The organism is Brevibacterium sp. NPDC049920 (genome assembly GCF_040656435.1).
Lineage (GTDB): Bacteria > Actinomycetota > Actinomycetes > Actinomycetales > Brevibacteriaceae > Brevibacterium > Brevibacterium pityocampae.
In genome coordinates this window covers 77,792-91,600 of record NZ_JBFAMF010000002.1, presented here as the reverse complement: position 1 = coordinate 91,600, position 13,809 = coordinate 77,792, and the positions used below count along the sequence as shown (strand labels likewise).

General features: G+C 72.7%; 16 protein-coding genes. All 16 read left to right on the top strand.

What is annotated here, in order from left to right; all coding sequences use genetic code 11:
• Positions 1-238: 238 nt before the first annotated feature.
• The 16 genes from AB0I45_RS02235 to trpC all read left to right on the top strand — a co-directional run bounded on the left by AB0I45_RS02235 (position 239) and on the right by trpC (position 13,796).
• Entirely contained in the window at positions 239-988 is a 750-nt protein-coding gene (locus AB0I45_RS02235; RefSeq protein ID WP_360316476.1) for a M23 family metallopeptidase, read from the top strand.
• A gap of 89 nt (positions 989-1,077) precedes the next feature.
• A complete protein-coding gene (locus AB0I45_RS02230; protein ID WP_137319805.1) occupies positions 1,078-2,142 on the top strand; it encodes a methionyl-tRNA formyltransferase in 1,065 nt (354 codons plus the stop codon).
• A complete protein-coding gene (locus AB0I45_RS02225; protein WP_137319804.1) occupies positions 2,139-3,740 on the top strand; it encodes a transcription antitermination factor NusB in 1,602 nt (533 codons plus the stop codon). Before AB0I45_RS02230 ends, AB0I45_RS02225 begins: the two co-directional genes overlap by 4 nt.
• Positions 3,741-3,749: 9 nt before the next feature.
• Positions 3,750-4,412, top strand: coding sequence for a ribulose-phosphate 3-epimerase (gene rpe, locus AB0I45_RS02220; RefSeq protein WP_137319803.1), 663 nt, complete (start codon positions 3,750-3,752; stop codon positions 4,410-4,412).
• 16 nt (positions 4,413-4,428) lie between these two features.
• Positions 4,429-5,091 carry a nicotinamide mononucleotide transporter family protein gene (locus tag AB0I45_RS02215; protein WP_137319802.1) on the top strand — a complete coding sequence of 221 codons (663 nt, stop codon included), beginning with the start codon at positions 4,429-4,431 and terminating at the stop codon, positions 5,089-5,091.
• A gap of 73 nt (positions 5,092-5,164) precedes the next feature.
• Positions 5,165-5,428: a phosphoribosyl-ATP diphosphatase gene (locus AB0I45_RS02210; protein ID WP_137319801.1), complete on the top strand. Its 264-nt coding sequence runs from the start codon at positions 5,165-5,167 to the stop codon at positions 5,426-5,428.
• 24 nt (positions 5,429-5,452) lie between these two features.
• Positions 5,453-6,295, top strand: a complete 843-nt coding sequence (gene hisG, locus AB0I45_RS02205) for an ATP phosphoribosyltransferase (RefSeq protein WP_137319800.1) — start codon at positions 5,453-5,455, stop codon at positions 6,293-6,295.
• On the top strand, positions 6,279-6,737 hold the full coding sequence (locus AB0I45_RS02200) for a PH domain-containing protein (RefSeq protein ID WP_247424874.1): 459 nt from the start codon (positions 6,279-6,281) through the stop codon (positions 6,735-6,737). Before hisG ends, AB0I45_RS02200 begins: the two co-directional genes overlap by 17 nt.
• 34 nt (positions 6,738-6,771) lie before the next feature.
• On the top strand, positions 6,772-7,974 hold the full coding sequence (locus AB0I45_RS02195) for a CoA transferase (RefSeq protein ID WP_137319798.1): 1,203 nt from the start codon (positions 6,772-6,774) through the stop codon (positions 7,972-7,974).
• 5 nt (positions 7,975-7,979) lie between these two features.
• Complete coding sequence (locus tag AB0I45_RS02190; RefSeq protein WP_247424869.1) at positions 7,980-9,485, top strand: acetyl-CoA carboxylase carboxyltransferase subunit alpha/beta; 1,506 nt, start codon at positions 7,980-7,982, stop codon at positions 9,483-9,485.
• 8 nt (positions 9,486-9,493) lie between these two features.
• Positions 9,494-10,267: an imidazole glycerol phosphate synthase subunit HisF gene (gene hisF / locus AB0I45_RS02185; protein WP_295688902.1), complete on the top strand. Its 774-nt coding sequence runs from the start codon at positions 9,494-9,496 to the stop codon at positions 10,265-10,267.
• Positions 10,264-10,623, top strand: coding sequence for a phosphoribosyl-AMP cyclohydrolase (gene hisI / locus AB0I45_RS02180; protein ID WP_137319795.1), 360 nt, complete (start codon positions 10,264-10,266; stop codon positions 10,621-10,623). Before hisF ends, hisI begins: the two co-directional genes overlap by 4 nt.
• Positions 10,601-12,142, top strand: a complete 1,542-nt coding sequence (locus tag AB0I45_RS02175) for an anthranilate synthase component I (RefSeq protein ID WP_137319794.1) — start codon at positions 10,601-10,603, stop codon at positions 12,140-12,142. Before hisI ends, AB0I45_RS02175 begins: the two co-directional genes overlap by 23 nt.
• On the top strand, positions 12,139-12,636 hold the full coding sequence (locus AB0I45_RS02170; protein ID WP_137319793.1) for a Trp biosynthesis-associated membrane protein: 498 nt from the start codon (positions 12,139-12,141) through the stop codon (positions 12,634-12,636). The genes AB0I45_RS02175 and AB0I45_RS02170 overlap by 4 nt, the downstream gene beginning before the upstream one ends.
• Before the next feature lie 84 nt (positions 12,637-12,720).
• Entirely contained in the window at positions 12,721-12,999 is a 279-nt protein-coding gene (locus tag AB0I45_RS02165) for an HGxxPAAW family protein (protein WP_137319792.1), read from the top strand.
• On the top strand, positions 12,996-13,796 hold the full coding sequence (trpC, locus tag AB0I45_RS02160; RefSeq protein ID WP_137319791.1) for an indole-3-glycerol phosphate synthase TrpC: 801 nt from the start codon (positions 12,996-12,998) through the stop codon (positions 13,794-13,796). The genes AB0I45_RS02165 and trpC overlap by 4 nt, the downstream gene beginning before the upstream one ends.
• Positions 13,797-13,809: the final 13 nt, after the last annotated feature.

The following is a 13,809-nucleotide window of genomic DNA, read 5'->3' as shown; positions in this document are numbered from 1 at the left end:
CCGCCCATGTGAGGCCCGCAGCCCATCAGTGACCCGCAGCCCTTGTGAGAGCCACCGCCCCTCCAAAGACAGTGCTCTTCTGGGGACAGCGCCCTCGGATCACCGCCGCTCTTCCGGGATGGACCGGGCGACGACACTTTCCAGTGCCTGATCCCCTGGAACCGGAGTTCCGACGTGAGAGAATCGAGTGAGGGCTTGTCCCAGTGCGACTCCCGAGGCCCCGCAGACGATCGCCGCTGTGGATGCAAGCAGATCAGTCGACGAACGTGGCTCTGTCAACGCGCGTGCGCCGATTGGCTCACGTGGATCTATCGACGCATGTGGAGCGGTCGCGGCGCACGAAAGGGAGTCCTGTATGTCATCCGGCATCGATCTCGACTATCCGTTCTCCGGCCGCTGGCTCGTCCAGAACAGCCCGGCCGACAGGATTCCCAGCCATGGCACCCATCGGTTCGCCACATCGCATGCGATCGATTTCGTGCCGGTCGGGGAGGATTCGCGCACTGCTCCGATCACGTTCAGCGGGCTCGTCCGACCGGAGCCCCCGGAGCGCTTCCCGGGTTTCGGTCGGCCGATCCTCGCCCCTGCCGATGGTGCTGTGGTCGCGGTGCATGATGCGGAGCCCGACCATCGGGCTCACCGCGGCCTGCCGTCGATCGGCTATGCGCTGACCCAGCCACGTCGAGTCGCGGCGGGGTGGACGGCACTTGCGGGGAACCACGTGTTCATCGAACGCGGGGGCATCGTCGTCGCTCTCTGCCATCTGCAGCTGGGGAGTGCTGCTGTCCGGACGGGGCAGCACGTGCGCGCCGGCGAGCTCATCGGCCGGTGCGGGAACTCGGGCAACAGCACTGAACCCCATCTGCACATCCAGGCGATCGACGGCACGCACATCGAGGGCGCGAACGCGGTGCCGATGACCTTCCGGGGATCCCTGCCGCGGAACCGCGAGATCGTCGACGTCCCGCTGGCGCACGGAGTCGGATGACGCAGTCGTGACCGGGCGGACCCACCCCGGTGCACCTCGATCGCACTGCCGTACCGGCGCGCACGCCCCGCGCCGTAGACTGGATCCTCGTGAGACTGATCTTCGCCGGAACCCCCCACGTCGCCGTGCCCTCCCTCGAGGCGCTGCTCGCCTCCGAGCACGAGGTCGTCGCCGTGCTCACTCGGCCCGATGCGCCTGTCGGCCGCAAGCGCGTTCTCACCCCCAGCCCGGTCAAGGTCCGCGCGCAGGCCGCCGGGATCCCGGTCCTCGAGGCCGACCGGCTGCGCGGCGACATCCTCACCGAGATCGAATCCCTCGCCCCGGACGCCGTCGCCGTGGTCGCCTACGGCGCGATCGCCGGCCCACGCGCCCTCGCCGCGGCCGCCCACGGCTGGTTCAACCTCCACTTCTCCCTGCTCCCGGCCTGGCGGGGTGCGGCACCCGTGCAGCGCGCGATCATGGCCCGGCAGACCGGCTCCGGTGTCACCGTGTTCCGGATCGACACCGGCATGGACACCGGAGACGTCGTCGCCCAGGCCGCCTTCGAGCTCCCGGAGGCCGACGCCGGTGCTGTCCTCGACGACTACGCCGAGCGCGGTGCACCCGTGCTCGTCGCCGCGCTCGACGCCGTCGCCGCCGGCACCGCGGACTACCGGCCGCAGGCGGGGGAGTCCTCCCACGCGGACAAGATCACCCCGGACGAGGCGCGCCTCGACTTCCGCGCCTCCGCGCCCGAGGTGTCCGCCCGCGCCCGCGGAGTCACCCCGCAGCCCGGCGCCTGGGCTCTCATCGATGGGAAGCGGACCAAGCTCTTCGGCGTCCGGGTCCACCGCAGCGGCAGCTCCGATCACACCGCCCCCACGGACCCCCGGACTGCGCCTCCGACGGACCCCCAGACGGGCTCTCCGACGGACCCTCAGACCGAACCTCCGACAGATCCCCGGACGGATCCTCGGCCGGGGGCTCCGGCAGGCCCCTCGGCTGACCTCCCGCCCGGCCGGCTGACCCGGCGCGGGGACGCCGTCGTCATCGGCACCGGCGACGGCGCCGTGTCCGTCACCGGGATCCAGCCCTTCGGCAAGCCCCGCATGTCCGCGCTCGACTTCCATCGCGGCCACGGCGACATCGACTTCGACCTCGAGGAGACCCCGTGACATCGGACGAATCCAAGAACCACGACCGGCAGCACCACGACCGTCAGCCCCGCGACCGGCAGCGAGACGACCGGCAGCCCCGTGACAGGCAGGGCGATGATCGGCCGCGCCACGACCGCCGCACCTCCGGCCCTCGTGACTCAGGCCCCCACCACCACGACCGCCGGGGCTCAGGGCCCCGCGACCACGACCGTCGGGGGCCCCGTCAGCCGCGCCCGCCGCGCGCCGACCTCCCGCGGACCCTGGCCTGGGAGGTGCTGCGCGACGTCGAGCTCGAGGATGCCTACGCCAACCTCCTGCTGCCCGGCAAGCTCGCCCGCACCCGCCTCACCGGCCCCGACGCCGCCCTCGCCACCGAGCTGACCTACGGCACGCTGCGCGGCATCGGACTCTACGACGCGATCATCACCGTCGCCGCGGGCCGCCCCGCCGCCGACATCGACCCGCCCGTGCGCGCCGCGATGCGGATGGGCGCCCACCAGCTGCTGAATATGCGCGTCGCCGACCACGCCGCGGTGTCCGAGACCGTCGGCGTCGTCAAGGCCCACCACGACGCCCGGGCCGGCGGATTCGTCAACGCCGTCCTCCGGCGCATCTCCGAGCGCACCCGCGAGGAATGGCTCGACACCGTCACCGCGGACGTCGATCCCACCCGGGAGCTCGAGATCGAGACCTCCCACCCGGCCTGGATCATCCGCGCCCTGCGCCAGGCGCTCGTCGCCCACGGCCGCGACGCCGGTGAGCTGCGCGCGGTGCTCGATGCCGACAACGCCCCGGCCAAGGTCTGCCTGAGCGTCCTGCCCGGCCTCGCCGACCGCGCCGACGTCGCCGACCGGGTCGGCACCCCGACCCCGCTCTCGCCCCTCGGCGTCCACCTCGACCACGGCGCCCCGCTCGACGTGCCCGAGGTGCGCGAGGGCACCGCCCGGGTGCAGGACGAAGGCTCCCAGCTCGTCGCCCTCGCACTCACCCGGCCCGAGGCGCCCGCCGGGGCGTGGCTCGACCTGTGCGCCGGACCCGGCGGCAAGACCGCCGTGCTCGGCGCGGTCGCCGCGGGCACCGGTGATCGTGTCATCGCCGTCGACACCTCCGACCACCGGGCCGACCTCGTCGAGGACTCGACCCGGGCACTGTCCGAGGTCGTCGAGGTGTTCGCCGCCGACGGGCGCGAGTTCGGCACCGACCACGCCGAGCAGTTCACCCGCGTCCTCGTCGACGTGCCCTGCTCCGGCCTCGGTGCGCTGCGCCGCCGGCCCGAGGCCCGCTGGCGCCGCACCCCGAAGGACGTCAACACCCTCGGGCCCATCCAGCGCGAGCTCCTCGCCGCCGCGATCAGCGCCGCGATGCCCGGCGGCGTCATCGCCTACACCACCTGCTCGCCCCACCACGTCGAGACCCTGCTCGTCGTCGAAGAGCTCGCCGCCGCGGAGTCCTCCGCCGTCGAGATGCTCGACGCCGCCCAGGTGCTCGCCGAGGTCACCGGCCGCCCGGCCGAGGAGTTCGCCTCCGCACCGGTGGCCGGGGGCCGCTGCGCGCAGCTGTGGCCCGACGTCCACGGAACCGACGGCATGTTCCTCGCCCTGATGCGGAAGAAGTAGGATTCCCCCGTGACCATCCACATCAATCCGAGCATCCTGTCCTGCGACTTCGCCGACCTGCGCGGCGAGCTCGCCGCGATCGCGAACGCCGACATGGCCCACGTCGACGTCATGGACAACCACTTCGTGCCGAACCTCACCTTCGGCCCGCCGGTGGTCGAGCGGATCCGCGCCGTGTCCCCGATCCCGCTCGACGCGCACCTCATGATCACCGACGCCGACCGCCACGCACCCGTCTACGCGGAGCTCGGCTGCGCCTCGGTGACCTTCCACGCCGAGGCCGCCGCCGCCCCGGTCCGGCTGGCCCGGGAGATCCGGCGCCTCGGCGCGAAGGCGAGCCTCGCCCTCAAGCCGGCGACCCCGATCGAGCCCTACGTCGACCTCCTCGGCGAGTTCGACCAGATCCTCATCATGACCGTCGAGCCCGGGTTCGGCGGCCAGTCCTTCCTCGACGTGTGCCTGCCGAAGATCCGCCGCACCCGCGAGGCGATCAGCGCCTCCGGCCTCGACATCCTCCTCCAGGTCGACGGGGGAGTGTCCGCCGCGACCGTCGACCGCGTCGTCGACGCCGGCGCGAACGTGCTCGTCGCCGGCTCGGCCGTCTACGGCGCGGACAGCCCGGCCGCCGCCATCGACGAGCTCCGCACCCGCGCCGCCGCCCACGCGCACTGACCCGAGGGGGGATTCCATGGAGATCTTCACCTGGCTCAACACGCCGATCTTCGAGCTGCTGGGCAATCCCGTCCCGTGGTCGGACTTCCTCGGCAACATCTGTGCGCTCGCCACGGTGTTCCTCGCGCTGCGCCGGAACATCCTGTCCTGGCCGGTGCAGATCCTCGGCTCGATCCTCCTGTTCTCCGCGAGCGTCTCCGCCGGCCTCGGCGGCAACGCCTCCCGCCAGGTCGTCATCATCGTCGCCGCGATCTGGGGCTGGAGCCAGTGGAAGCGCTCGCGTGAGCAGACCGGTGAGATCCAGGTCCGCTGGGCGACGTGGAAGGAGCGGATCCTCCTCGTCCTCGCGCTGCTCGTCGGCACCGTCGCCTTCGGCGCGGTGCTCTCCGCCGGCGGCTGGTCGTGGAACCCCTACCCGGACGCCTACATCTTCGTCGGCTCGCTCGTCGCGATGTACGCCCAGGGCCGCGCGATCGTCGAGTTCTGGTTCGTCTGGCTCGCCGTCGACCTCGTCGGCATCCCGCTGGCGATCATGGGCGGGCTGGCCTTCTCCGGCATCGTCTACTTCATCTTCCTCATCATGGTGGTCGTCGGGATCATCGACTGGGCCAAGCGCTCCCGGCAGACGATCTCCTCGCCGATCGCCCAGTCCCAGACGGTGACCGGCCGCCCCGATTGAGCGAGCGAGGTCACGTTCCCGAGGTGCGGACGGGCCCCGGCGCGCGCCCGCCCATGCACTAGGCTGGGACACCGTGAAGACCTTCGAAGAGCTGTTCGCCGAACTCACCGCCAAGGCCGCCGCCCGACCGGCCGGATCCGCCACCGTCGCCGAGCTCGACGCCGGGGTCCACGCGATCGGCAAGAAGGTCGTCGAGGAGGCCGCCGAGGTGTGGATGGCCGCCGAGTACCAGACCGACGAGGAGCTCGCCGAGGAGATCTCGCAGGCCCTCTACCACCTCCAGGTCATGATGATCGCCCGCGGCCTCACGCTCGACGACGTCTACCGCAAGCTCTGAATCCCGGATCCTCGAAAGGACATCATGCTCCGTGTCGCAGTGCCCAACAAGGGCGCGCTGTCGGAATCGGCCACGACGATGCTGCGGGAGGCCGGCTACTCCCTGCGGCTCAACTCCAAGCGCCTCGTCCATCGCGACATCGACAACGACATCGAGTTCTTCTACCTGCGGCCCCGTGACATCGCGACCTACATCGGCCGCGGCATCCTCGACATCGGGATCACCGGGCGCGACCTGCTGCTGGAGTCCGAGGCGGAGGCCGACGAGGTCATGCAGCTCGGCTTCGGCCGCTCCGCCTTCCACTACGCGGCGGAGGAGGGCACCTACTCCGACCCCGCCGAGCTCGCCGGGAAGACCATCGCCACGAGCTACCCCGTGCTCGTCGACCAGGACCTCGCCCGCCGCGGCATCGAGGCGACCACCGTCAAGCTCGACGGCGCCGTCGAGGTGTCGATCGAGCTCGGAGTCGCCGATGCGATCGCCGACGTCGTCGAGACCGGCACCACCCTGCGGATGGCCGGCCTCGAGACCTTCGGCGAGCCGATCCTCATGTCCGAGGGCGTGCTCATCGCCCGCGGCGAGGTCACCAAGCCGGGGGCGGACGTCTTCATCCGGCGCATGCAGTCCGTCATGGTCGCCCGCTCCTACGTGCTCATCGACTACGACATCCGCACCGAGCTGCTCGCCGATGCGATCGCGGTGACCCCGGGCTACGAGAGCCCCACGGTCTCCCAGCTCAACGACCCCGCATGGTCGGCCGTGCGTTCGATGGTCGAGAAGAAGGACTCCCACAAGATCATGGACCGGCTGTACTCGGCCGGGGCACGGGCGATCCTCGTGACCGCGATCGATGCCTGCCGGATGTGAGGTCTTCCGCCCCTACGTGCTGCGGCCCCTGACACTGGTGGCCGCGGTCGCGGTCCTCGCCGCCTTCATCGCCCTGTCCTACGGGCTGGGCACGATCGGCTGGGACGCATGGAAGCCGGTCGACCACATCTGGCTCATCGCCCTCGGCGTCCTCTTCGCCGCGATCCTGTGGCGCCTCGGCTCGGTGCGCGCGATCGCGACCCCCGCATCGCTCACCGTCCGCAACATCGTGCGCACCCGGACCTTCACCTGGCCGGAGATCATCGGCGTGAGCTACTCGACGACGAGCGGACAGCCGTGGCCGCTGCTCGACCTCGCCGACGGCACCACGTATGCGGTGATGGCGATCCAGACCGCCGACGGCGCCCGCGGATTCGCCGCCGCGGGCCGATTGCGTAGACTCGTGGACACGTACGGAACCCCCGACGGCCCCGACAACTGAGGCCGCGCGCGGACCCTCCCACCGGAAGGCAGCCATGTCCCGACCCACGCCCAATCCCCGCACCGCCGGCGCCCTGTCCGGGTACACGGTCGTCGACCTGTCCCGCGCGCTCGCCGGCCCCCACGCAGGGCAGCTGTTCGGCGACCTCGGCGCCCGCGTCATCAAGGTCGAGAACCCCGCCTCCGGCGACGACTCCCGCTCCTGGGGGCCGCCCTTCGTGGGGCCCGCCGACGACCCGCAGGCCACCTACTTCTTCTCCTGCAACCGCAACAAGGAGTCGATCGCGCTCGACCTCAAGAGCGAGGACGGGAAGGCCACCCTGCGCGCCCTCATCGCCCGCGCCGACGTCCTCGTCGAGAACTTCCGCGGCGGCGTGCTCGACCGGCTCGGCTTCTCGACCGCGACCTGCCTCGAGATCAACCCGCGCCTCGTCATCCTCTCGATCACGGGCTTCGGCCACGACGGGCCCGAGGCGCAGCGCGCCGGCTACGACCAGATCGCGCAGGGCGAGGCCGGCCTGATGTCGCTCACCGGCTCCGGACCCGACGACATGCAGAAGGTCGGCGTCCCGATCGCGGACCTGCTCGCCGGCATCTACGGCGCCTACGGCGTCCTCGCCGCCCTCCTCGAGCGCGAGCGCACCGGCCGCGGCAAGGTGGTGCGCACCTCGCTCATCGCCGGCATGGTCGGCGTCCACGCCTTCCAGGGCACCCGCGCCACCGTCGCCGGCGAGGACCCGCGCCCCGGCGGCAACCACCACCCCTCGCTCTCGCCCTACGGCCTGTTCCACTGCGACGGGGGTGCTGTGCAGATCTCCGTCGGCAACGAGGGCCTGTGGCAGCGCTTCTGCGCCGCCTTCGACCTCGACCCCGCCGCCCCGGGGATGGCGACGAACTCCGAGCGGGTGACGAACCGGCCGGCCGTCACCGCCGCGATCGAGGACGTGTTCGCCGCCTACGAGTCCGCGGCGCTGCTCGAGAAGCTCGCCGCCGCCGGCATCCCCGCCGGGATCGTCCGCACCCTCCCCGAGGTCTACGACTGGGAGCAGGCGCTGTCCCAGGGCCTCAAGATCACCGTCGACCATCCCGTCGTCGGCCCGATGGACCTGCCCGGGCCCCCGGTCCGGTTCTTCGACGCCGACGCCGCCGGGGAGACGGAGACCACCGTCACCGAGCACCTCGCGCCGCCGCTGCTCGGCGAGCACGACGCCGTCATCCGCTCCTGGCTCGAGGGCTGAGGGCTATGGCACAGCGACTCGACGCCCGCGGGCTCATCGACCTCGTCGTCGACCCCGGGACCTACACGAGCTGGGACACCACCCCTGTCACCCCGGCCGCCGGGATCGACGCGGACTACGCCGCCGAGCTCGGCCGGGCGGCTCGGAAGTCCGGCGTCGACGAGGCGGTCATCACCGGTGAGGGACTCGTGCGCGGCCGCCGCGTCGCCGTCGTCGCCTGCGAGTTCCGGTTCCTCGCCGGCTCGATCGGCGTCGCCGCCGCCGAGCGGCTCGTGTCCGCGATCGAGCGGGCCACCGCCGAGGGGCTGCCGCTGCTCGCCGGGCCCGCCTCCGGCGGCACCCGGATGCAGGAGGGCACGGTCGCCTTCCTCTCCATGGTCAAGATCACCGCGGCCGTCATGGCCCACAAGCAGTCCGGCCTGCCCTTCCTCGTCTACCTCCGCCACCCAACCACCGGCGGCGTGTTCGCCTCCTGGGGCTCGCTCGGCCACTTCACCGTCGCCGAACCCGGCGCGCTCATCGGCTTCCTCGGCCCGCGCGTGTTCGAGCAGCTCTACGGCCGCGAGTTCCCCACCGGCGTGCAGACCGGGGAGAACCTCCACCGGCTCGGCATCATCGACGCCGTGATCGGTCCCGAGCGGATCGCCGACACCGTCGCGAAGGTGCTCGACGTCCTCATGGGCAGCCGCGAGGTGCCCGCCCCCGTGCCGGACCCCGAGACCGCGCCCGACCCCGCTCCGTCCGGCACCCGGGCCTGGGACATCATCACGGCCTCCCGCAACCCCGAGCGCCCCGGCGTGCGCGAGCTGCTGCGCCACGGCGCCACCCACGTGCTGCCGCTCAACGGCACCAGCCAGGGGGAGAAGGACCCCGGCCTGCTGCTCGCGACCGCGAAGTTCGGCAGCGCGCCGTGCATCGTGCTCGGGCAGGACCGCTACCGGCAGCGCTCCCACGAGCCCATGGGCCCGGCCGCCCTGCGTGAGGCGCGCCGCGGCATGGCGCTCGCCCGCGAGCTCGGCGTGCCCCTCGTCACCGTCATCGACACCCCCGGAGCGGCGCTGTCGAAGCAGGCGGAGGAGGGCGGCCTGGCCGGCGAGATCGCCCGCTCGCTCGCCGATCTCATCACCCTCGAGGCGCCCACCGTGTCGCTGATCATGGGCGAGGGCAGCGGCGGAGGAGCGCTCGCGCTCGTCCCGGCCGACCGCGTGCTCACCGCGCAGAACGGCTGGCTGTCCCCGCTCCCGCCCGAGGGCGCCTCGGCGATCGTCCACCGCGACACCGAGCACGCCCCGGAGATGGCCCAGGCGCAGGGCGTGCAGGCCGAACGGCTGCTCGCCGACGGCGTCGCGGACAGGATCATCGCGGAGGAGCCCGACGCCGCGGCGGAGCCGGAGGCGTTCGTCGCCCGCGTGTCGGCTACCCTCGAACACGAGATCATCGCGCTCATGCGCCAGCCGGCGGACCGCCGCTGGCACCGCCGCATCGAGCGCTACCGCAACCTCGGACTGTGAGGAGCTCCATGGCAGTGTCGGTACGGGTCATCCCCTGCCTCGATGTGGACGCCGGACGCGTGGTCAAGGGAGTGAACTTCACCGGGCTGCGCGACGCCGGGGACCCGGTCGAGCTCGCCCACCGCTACGACGCCGAGGGCGCCGACGAGCTCACCTTCCTCGACGTCACCGCCTCGAGCGGCGACCGGGAGACGACCCTCGACGTCGTCGGCCGCTGCGCCGAACAGGTGTTCATCCCGCTCACCGTCGGCGGGGGAGTCCGCTCGACCGCCGACGTCGACCGCCTGCTGCGGGCCGGGGCCGACAAGGTCGGGGTCAACACCGCAGCCGTCGCCCGGCCCGAGCTCCTCGCCGAGATCGCCGACCGGTTCGGCAATCAGGTGCTCGTGCTGTCCCTCGACGCCCGCCGGGTCCCGCCCGGGGCGGATCCCACCCCCTCGGGCTTCGAGGTCACCACCCACGGCGGCCGCCGGGGCACCGGGATCGACGCGATCGAGTGGACGCGGCGCGCCGCGGAGCTCGGCGCCGGGGAGATCCTCCTCAACAGCATGGACGCCGACGGCACGAAGGCCGGTTTCGACCTCGAGCTCATCTCCGCCGCCCGCGCCGTCGTCGACGTGCCGCTCATCGCCTCCGGCGGGGCCGGTGCCGTCGAGCACTTCGCGCCGGCCGTGCGCGCCGGGGCCGACGCGGTGCTCGCCGCGAGCGTGTTCCACTTCGGGCAGTTCACCGTCGTTGAGGTCAAGGACGCTCTGCGCGCCGAGGGGATCGAGGTCCGATGACACCGCCGACCATCGAGGACGCGCTGCCCGGCGTCGTCTTCAGCCCCGACGGCCTGGTGCCCGTCGTCGTGCAGGAGCACACCACCCGGGAGGTCCTCATGCTCGCCTGGATGGATGCCGAGGCGCTGCGCCGCACCGCGACCACCGGGCGGGCCACCTACTGGTCGCGCTCGCGGGGCGAGTACTGGGTCAAGGGGGAGACCTCCGGGCACGTCCAGCACGTGCGCGGGCTCGCCCTCGACTGCGACGCCGACACCGTGCTCCTCACCGTCGACCAGACCGGCCCGGCCTGCCACACGAACACCGCCACCTGCTTCACCGGGAGGGAGATCGATGTCCGTCACCCCGACGCGTGAGGAGTTCCGGGCCCTCGGCGCCGACCACCGCCTCGTGCCCCTGTACACGACCGTGCTCGCCGACTCCGAGACCCCGCTGAGCATCTACCGCCGGCTCGCCGGCGGTCGGCCCGGCGGGTTCCTCCTCGAATCGGCGACGAGCGGAGTGTGGAGCCGCTACTCCTTCATCGGCCGCCACCCGATCGCCACCCTCACCGAGGTCGACGGCGAGGTCGCCTGGCTCGGCACCCCGCCGGCCGGCGCCCCGACGAGCGGCGACCCGCTCACCGCCCTGCGCGCCACCCTCGAGCTGCTCCACATCGACGTCCCGCACCCCGACCTGCCGCCGATGATCTCGTCCCTCGTCGGCTACCTCGGCTGGGACGTCGTGCGCCGCTTCGAGCGGCTCGGCCACGGCCCGCTGCCGGAGGACGCGGTGCCCGAGCTCAGCCTGTCGATCCCCGGCGACGTCGCGATCTTCGACCACTCGACCTCCCGGGTCACCCTCGTGGCGAACGTCGTCAACGTCGACGGCCGCGACTCCGGCATCGATGCCGCCTACGACACCGGGCGCGCCCGGCTCGCGGCGATGATCGACGACCTGCTCGCCCCGGCCCCCTCGACCGTCGCCGTCCACACTCCGCTCGAGCCCGAGGTCAAGCCGCGCACCCCGCGCGAGGAGTACCTCGAGTCCGTGCTCACCGCCAAGCAGGAGATCGTCGACGGGGAGATCTTCCAGGTCGTGCTCGGGCAGCGCTTCGACTCGCCCTGCGATGCCGACCCGCTCGACGTCTACCGGATGCTGCGGACCACGAACCCGAGCCCCTACATGTACCTCCTCGACGTCCCGACCCCCGACGGGCGGCCGCTGAGCATCGTCGGGTCCTCGCCCGAGGCGCTCGTCACCGTCAAGGCCGGACACGTCGTCACCCATCCGATCGCCGGCTCCCGGCCGCGCGGGGCGACGCCGGAGGAGGACCACGAGCTCGCCCGCGACCTGCTCGCGGACGAGAAGGAGCGCGCCGAGCACCTCATGCTCGTCGACCTCGCCCGCAACGACCTCTCGAAGGTCTGCGAACCCGGCAGCGTCGACGTCGTCGAGTTCATGGAGATCGAGCGCTACAGCCACATCATGCACATCGTGTCGACCGTCACCGGCAGCCTCGATCGGCGGTGCAGCGGGGTCGATGTGCTCGCCGCGACCTTCCCCGCCGGCACCCTGTCCGGAGCGCCCAAGCCGCGCGCGCTCGAGATCATCGATCGGCTCGAGCCGACCGCGCGCGGCGTCTACGGCGGGGTCGTCGGCTACCTGTCCTTCACGGGCGACCTCGACGTCGCGATCGCGATCCGCACCGGCATCATGCGCCCCGGGGTGATCAGTGTGTCCGCCGGCGCCGGGATCGTCGCCGACTCCGTGCCCGACACCGAGTACATCGAGACGCAGAACAAGGCCGCCGCGGTGCTCCGCGCCGCCGCCGCGGCCCACACCCTGCGCACCCCCGGGACGGAACCGGAGCGGACCGCGGGGGCACCCCGGTGACGAAGGCGCGCGGCATCCTCGCCCTCCTCGTGTCCGCGGCCGCCCTGTGGATCGTCGCCGGTCGCACGTGGATCACCGCCGCCGCGGACCCCACCACCCCGGTACCCGGTGTCGCCCAGGCGACCGCCGAGGCGCCCGGGAACTCCCCGCTGCTCGTCTCATGCGCCGCGATCATCGCCGTCATCGCGCTCCTCTTCGGCCTCCTCGAACGGGTCGGGCGCTGGGTGGTCGGCGGCGTCGCGGTGCTCGCCGCGCTCGGCTACTCCGGTGTCGCACTCGCCACGATGCTCGCCGACCGGCCCCACACGGCGTGGCCCGGCGTCGGCCTCGTGCTCGGTCTCGCGGTCGCCGCCGTCGCGGCGTGGGTGACGCGCGCGAGCGGCCGCTGGCAGGCCTCGGCCCGCTACGAGCGCAGCAGCGCGGCCGACGACGGGGAGCCCGGCGCGGATCCCACCCGCACCTGGGACGCGCTGTCCCGCGGGGAGGACGTATGAGCGGATCCCGCATCGCGGGTCGGGGCGCGACCCGGCCCGCCCTCGTGAGACAATGACGGCACGCAGCCCCAGAGAAGGAGAACCATGACAGAGATCATCGCGCGCGACGGCACCGGAGACCTCGACCGGTCGTCCATCGACTACACCGCGGTCCAGGATCCCGGACACGGCAACACCGTCGCCGGCTGGACCGGCGTCTTCATCATCTTCGCCGGCGCGATCATCGCCACCTTCGGCAGCGTCGCCGGCAACTGGACCGTCTTCTGGGCCGGCATCATCGTCTGTGCCATCGGCCCCATCGTCGGCCTCGTGCTGCGTGCCGCGGGCAAGGGCGGGAAGCAGAAGTCGGGCCACCACCGGTGACCGTGCTCGACGCCATCGTGGCCGGGGTCCGCGAGGACCTCGGGCCGCGTGAGTCCGCAGTCCCCCTGGCCGAGATCCGCGCCCGGGCGGCGGCCGCCGCCCCGGTGCGGCCGCTGCTCCCGCGGGCGCCCGGCGATTTCGGCATCATCGCCGAGGTCAAGCGGTCCTCGCCCTCGAAGGGCGCCCTGTCCGACATCGCGGACCCGGCCGCCCTCGCCTCCGCGTACGCCGCCGGTGGCGCGGCCGCGATCAGCGTGCTCACCGAGGAGCGCCGCTTCGGCGGCAGCCTCGCCGACCTCGATGCCGTGCGCGCCGCGGTCGACGTGCCGCTCCTGCGCAAGGACTTCGTCGTCACCGAGTACCAGGTCCACGAGGCCCGCGCCCACGGCGCCGACATCGTCCTCCTCATCGTCGCCGCGCTGAGCGAGTCCCAGCTCGCCGAGCTCCACGGTCTCGCCACCGAGCTCGGTATGGCCGTGCTCGTCGAGGCGCACACCCCTGACGAGGTCGCCGCGGCGGCAGCCCTCGAGGCGCCGCTCATCGGCATCAACACGCGCAACCTCAAGGACCTCACCGTCGATCTCGCGCGGTTCGCCCCGCTCGCCGCCGACTGCCCGCCCGCGGCGGTGCTCGTCGGCGAATCCGGCGTCACCGACGCCGGGGACGTCACCGCCTTCGCCGACGCCGGGGCCGACCTCGCGCTCGTCGGCGAGGCGCTCGTCACCGGCGGCCGCCCGCAGGAGGCCGTCGCGGAGTTCACCGCCGCGGGCCGCGCCGCAGTCGCCGCCCACCGCTGAGCCCCACCCGCCG